Below are 5,276 nucleotides of genomic sequence, written 5' to 3' on the forward strand. Positions count from 1 at the left end.
GCGCCCGTCGCTGTCGCGGCACGTCCGGATGCGGTTCGACCGGACCCGGGAGCGGCACGTGCTGCTCGGACCGGAGTCGGTGATCGTGCTCAACCCGACCGGCGCGGACATCCTCGGGCTCTGCGACGGCCGCCGGACCGTGTCCGACGTCGCCGCGGAGCTGCAGGCGCGCTACGACCGTGTGGTCGACGACGAGGTGGCGACGTTCCTGGCCCGGCTCGTGGCCCGACACTGTGTGGAGATCGATCATGGACCGTGACGTCACGGTGGACCGGCCCTTCGGACTGCTGGCCGAGCTCACCTACCGGTGCCCGCTCGCGTGCGCCTACTGCTCCAACCCGCTCGAGCTCGCCGCCTACGACGACGAGATGAGCACCGCCGAGTGGCAGCGGGTGTTCGCCGAGGCCGCGGAGATGGGGGTGCTGCAGTGCCACCTCTCCGGTGGTGAGCCGCTGCTGCGCCGGGACCTGCCCGACCTGGTGCGCACGGCCGCCGATCTGGGCATGTACACGAACCTGGTGACCAGCGCGATCGGCCTGTCCCGCAGCCGGGCGGAGGGGCTCCGGGAGGCCGGGCTCGACCACGTGCAGGTCAGCGTGCAGGCCGACGAGCCGAGCACGTCGGACCGGATCGCCGGCATCCCGTCGTTCGAGCGCAAGCTCAAGGCGGCCGCGGTGGTGAAGGACCTGGACTGGCCGCTGACCGTCAACGTGGTGCTGCACCGGCAGAACATCGACCGGGTCGCCGAGATCATCGCGCTGGTGGAGGAGCTCGACGCGGACCGGGTCGAGCTGGCCAACACCCAGTACTACGGGTGGGCGTGGCGCAACCGGGCCGCGCTGCTGCCGAGCCGGGAGCAGCTCGCCGGGGCCGAGGAGGTCGTGCGGGCCGCGCGCACGCGGCTGGCGGGGCGGATGGAGATCCTGCACGTCCTTCCGGACTACTACAGCGAGTATCCCAAACCGTGCATGGGCGGGTGGGCCGCGCGCCAGCTCACCGTGGCCCCCAACGGGGACGCGCTGCCGTGCCCGGCCGCGCAGACCCTGCCGCTGCCCCGCGCGAGCGTGCGGGAGGACTCACTGGACACGATCTGGCACGAGTCCCCGATGTTCACCGCGTACCGCGGCACCGGCTGGATGCAGGACCCCTGCCGGACGTGCGACCGCCGCGAGCTCGACTTCGGCGGCTGCCGTTGCCAGGCCTTCCAGCTCACCGGCGACCCGGCCAGGACGGACCCGGTCTGCCACCTCTCGCCCGACCACGGGCTGGTGACCGACGCCGTCCGCGAGGCCAACGTGACGAGCCGGCCGGACGACGAGGTCCTCGTCCCCCGGCCGCACCGCGCCTGAGCCGGCGCGCCCGAGACGGCGGCGGGGCCCGGCGGACCGGGCCCCGCCGCCGGGTCCCAGCCCGTCGAGACCCAGCCGTCGAGACTCAGCCGTCGTCGTCGGCCGGAGCCGCCGGCGCTCCCGGAGCGACCGGGACCGCGGGCGCGTCGTCCTGGGTGCCGGCGGCCGGGGCGTCGTCGTCGTCCGGGGCGCCCGGGACGGCCGGGGCCTCCACGCCGGTCTCCGACCCGCTCTCCTCGCCCTCCGGCGCGTCGTCGATCGGCACCAGGCCGAACACCGAGAAGCTGATCACCCAGTAGGCGATGTAGCCGACCAGCAGCGTCGCACCGTGCCAGCGCCGCAGATGCCCGGTGAACAGCGCGTAGGCCGCGAACCCGTTGATCACCACCAGCGCGGGCAGGTGCCAGGTGAAGACGTCCGAGGTGATCAGGATCGAGCCGCCGACCAGCGCGATGACGCCGAGCTTGGCGGTCACCGAGAACACGACGCTGCCGATCACGTTGCCGACGCCGATCGCGGGCGCGCGCTTCCGGAACGGCTCCACGGTCAGGAAGATGTCCTCGAGCGAGAGCACCACGGTCGCGATCGTCGCGCCGAACACGGTGCCGCTGATCGCGAAGTTCTCCAGGATGCCCTCGGTGCCCTCGGACATCGCCCAGGCGCCGACGACGAGACCGACCAGTGCGAGCACCGCCAGACCCATCAGCACCGGCCCGCTGCGCCGGTTCGACTTCGACACGGCCAGGCTGCCGGTCTCGTAGAGCTCACCCGCACCACCGCCGGATCCGCCGCCGGCCGATCCACCGGCGTTCCCGGTGACCGAGGCGACCTCCCGGCTGTCCATGTTCTCGAGCACTTCGGAACTGCGGAACGTCGGCACCGACCGCTGCGACTCGCGATAGCCGATGTAGGCCACGAACACCACGAACAGCAGAATCAGCACGATTCCGGAGACGACTCCTAGCTCTCCGGTCAGGGCGAGCGCGACCAGAATCAGAGGGGAGAGCGCGAAAATCGCGATGTAGTCCCGGGGGATCTCCACCCGGCTGGGAGCGAGCAAGGCCGCCAGCGCCAGCACGAGGCCGGTCATCGAGATGACGGTGCCGAAGATGACGCCGAGCGCGACGTCCTCGAGGCCCTCCAGGTTCAGGACCACACCGAACACGAGATCGTCGAACTCGATCCCGGTGAACAGGATGGCCAGCAGGAACAGCGAGATCGCCATGCCCCGGGCCGCTCCCACCAGGTAGGTGATCAGCTTCTCGGCGCTGTAGATCAGTACCGCCGCCCCGGCGGCGAAGATGATGATGGACGTCATCGAGGTGTGCTCCCCCTTGAGCAGGACGACAAGGCCATCGGTCGCCCGGACCGCGGCCTGTGAAACATCGGTGGTGGATCGCCTTCGCCTCCGGCGCCGCACGGTTATCCCGGCGCCGGATGACGGATCCTCGCAAAATTGCCGCCGGTCAGGCGACCGCCATTCGTGGTCATCTTCCCCCGTTCACCGACCGCGGTACCCACAGATGACGCAACACATGTTGCACATATCTGCGAATGGGGAGGAAAGCAAGCTCCGCCGGTACACCGGATGCCGGTGGCCGGCGACCTCAGTCGTACTGCAGGTGGTACTGGGGCTCGCCGGGGTGCCCGTGCCGGCCTCGGCCGGCACGCAGGTCGGCCACCGCGATCGCGAGCACCACGAGCAGCACCACCAGCGTCACGGCCAGGGTCGAGGCGATCGCGGTCCGGTAGTCCTGCCCGGACGCGGCGAGCACCGCGTAGAAGACGCCGGGAAGCGCGGCGGTCCCGATCGTCGCGCCGATCCGCTGCCCGGTCTGCAGCGCCCCACCGGCCGACCCGGCCATCCGCACCGGCACCGCGCGCAGGGTCATCGTGAGGTTCGGGGAGATCACGAAACCACCACCGATCCCGGCGAGCAGCATCGCCGGCGCGATCGCCCAGCCCACCACGGACGGGTCCAGCGTGCGCAGCAGCACCGCCGCCGTCCCGAACCCGGCGATGACCACGACGAGCCCGAACACCGTCAACCGGCGCCCGTGCCGCTCGACCAGGCGCCCGCCCCAGGCCGCGGAGAACGCGGAGCCGAGCGCGAACGGCGCCACGGTCAGCCCGGAGCGCAGCGGGGTGTACCCCAGTCCGGACTGGAAGAACTGGGCGAGCACGATCCAGACCCCGGAGAAGCCGACGAAGTACACGGCGCCGAGCGCGGCGCCCCAGGCGTAGCCGGGCGTCGAGGTGATCAGCCGGACGTCGAGCAGCGGCTCGGCCCCGCGGCGCACCACCCGCCGCTCCCACAACACGAACGCACCCCCGAGTGCGGCACCCAGCACGAACAGCCACCACAGGCGTCCCAGCCCACCGCTCTCGGCCTGCACCAGCGGCAGCAGCACCGCCAGCACGGCCCCGCCGAGCAGGCCGACGCCGACCCAGTCGATGCCGCGGTGCCCCTCCCCCGCCCCGGGCACGGACGGGATCAGCCGGGTCGCGAGCACCAGCGCCACGATCCCGATCGGCAGGTTCACGAAGAAGATCCAGCGCCAGCCCTCGGCCTCGCCGAACAGCCCCAGGATGGCGCCGCCGACGATCGGCCCGGTCGCGGTGGAGATCCCGACCGTGGCCCCGAACAGGCCGAACGCCCGGCCGCGCTCGTCGCCGGAGAACAGGTTCTGGATCAGGGCGGAGTTCTGCGGGGCGAGCATGCCGGCGGCCAGTCCCTGCGCGAGCCGGGCCGCGGCCAGCCACTCGATCGTCGGCGCGGCCCCGGCGGCGGCGCTGAACAGCACGAACAGCGCGAGCGCGGTCAGGAACATCCGGCGCCTGCCGAACGCGTCGCCGAGCCGACCGGCCGGTACCAGCGCGAGCCCGAACGTCAGGGCGTAGCCGGAGACGACCCACTGCACCCCGCCCGGCGAGGTCTCCAGCCCGCGCTGCATCGACGGCAGCGCGACCGCGACGATGCTGACGTCGAGCAGCGACATGAACCCGGCCACCAGCGTGACCCACAGCGCCTTCCAGCGGCGCGGGTCCGGCTCGTCCGGGGCGCCCGGGACGGTGGTGGTGGAGGCGTCGCCGCTCACGACGCCGGGCCTGCCGCGCTCACCGGCCGATCGTCGCACGCCGCCGGTGGTGCGGCGCGCCGCCGGTGATCACGACGCGGACCGCGGCTCACGCGACGCGGCCGGCTCCCTGCAGCAGCGAGACCAGCGCCGACGTGGTCAGCGGGGTCGGCTCGTCGAAGTCCGCGCGCACGAGCGCGGCGCCGTCGAGGCAGTGCTCCCGGGTGTAGTCGTTGGTGACCACCACGGTGGCCAGCCCGGCGGCGACCGCGGCCCGCAGGCCCGGGCCGGAGTCCTCCACCGCCACCGCCCGCCCCGCGCGGATGCCCAGGCGGTCCAGGGCCAGCCGGTAGGCCTCCGCGTGCGGCGTGAGCTCGGTGACGTCGTCGCCGAACACCGTCACCTCGGCCGTGCCCGGGCCGAGCAGGTGCTCGATGAGCGGCTCGGCCCAGGCGCGGGTGCCGGTGGTGGCCACCGCGACCCGGACGCCGGACCGGCGCAGGTCCCGCACCAGGTCACGGACCCCCGGGCGCGGGCCGATCCGGCCGCGCCGTACCTCCCGCGCGAACAGGTCGGTCTTCACCCGGTGCACCCGCGCGGCGAGCCCCTCCAGGTCGTCGTGGCAGATCCCGCGCTCCTGCAGGCCGGCCAGGATCCGGCGCCGCCCGCAGGTGATCGTCAGCAGGTCGCCGTAGCGGTCGATGTCCCAGTAGAGCTGCAGCTGGTGCGCGGCGAACGCCGCGTTGAACGCGACGCGGTGACCGTCGCGCTCGGTCTCGGCCAGCGTGCCGTCCAGGTCGAACACGACGGCGTCGAGCGTCGCGCAGGTCATCGGCCACCTCCTCCGGGT

Annotated in this window: 5 protein-coding genes; 2 read left to right on the forward strand and 3 right to left on the reverse strand. The window is 72.9% G+C overall.

The genetic code is table 11. The features are described 5' to 3' along the window. Both pqqD and pqqE read left to right on the forward strand, forming a co-directional pair. On the forward strand, positions 1–259 hold a 259-nt coding region (pqqD, locus tag I4I78_RS30005), incomplete at its 5' end, for a pyrroloquinoline quinone biosynthesis peptide chaperone PqqD (RefSeq protein WP_226380697.1). After that, the gene (pqqE, locus tag I4I78_RS30010) at positions 249–1,349 is read left to right on the forward strand and encodes a pyrroloquinoline quinone biosynthesis protein PqqE (protein WP_218614881.1); all 1,101 of its coding nucleotides are present in this window, start codon (positions 249–251) and stop codon (positions 1,347–1,349) included. The genes pqqD and pqqE, both read left to right, overlap by 11 nt. Positions 1,350–1,434: 85 nt before the next feature. Here the strand turns inward: pqqE and I4I78_RS30015 are convergent, their stop codons facing one another. The 3 genes from I4I78_RS30015 to I4I78_RS30025 all read right to left on the reverse strand — a co-directional run. After that, positions 1,435–2,667 carry a sodium:calcium antiporter gene (locus I4I78_RS30015; RefSeq protein WP_218614882.1) on the reverse strand — a complete coding sequence of 411 codons (1,233 nt, stop codon included), beginning with the start codon at positions 2,665–2,667 and terminating at the stop codon, positions 1,435–1,437. Positions 2,668–2,956: 289 nt separating this feature from the next. Further along, positions 2,957–4,348: an MFS transporter gene (locus I4I78_RS30020; RefSeq protein WP_218614885.1), complete on the reverse strand. Its 1,392-nt coding sequence runs from the start codon at positions 4,346–4,348 to the stop codon at positions 2,957–2,959. 187 nt (positions 4,349–4,535) lie between these two features. Continuing rightward, on the reverse strand, positions 4,536–5,276 hold a 741-nt coding region (locus tag I4I78_RS30025; RefSeq protein ID WP_218614883.1), incomplete at its 5' end, for an HAD-IA family hydrolase.

The sequence above is a fragment of the Pseudonocardia sp. KRD291 genome, assembly GCF_019263595.1.
GTDB lineage: Bacteria > Actinomycetota > Actinomycetes > Mycobacteriales > Pseudonocardiaceae > Pseudonocardia.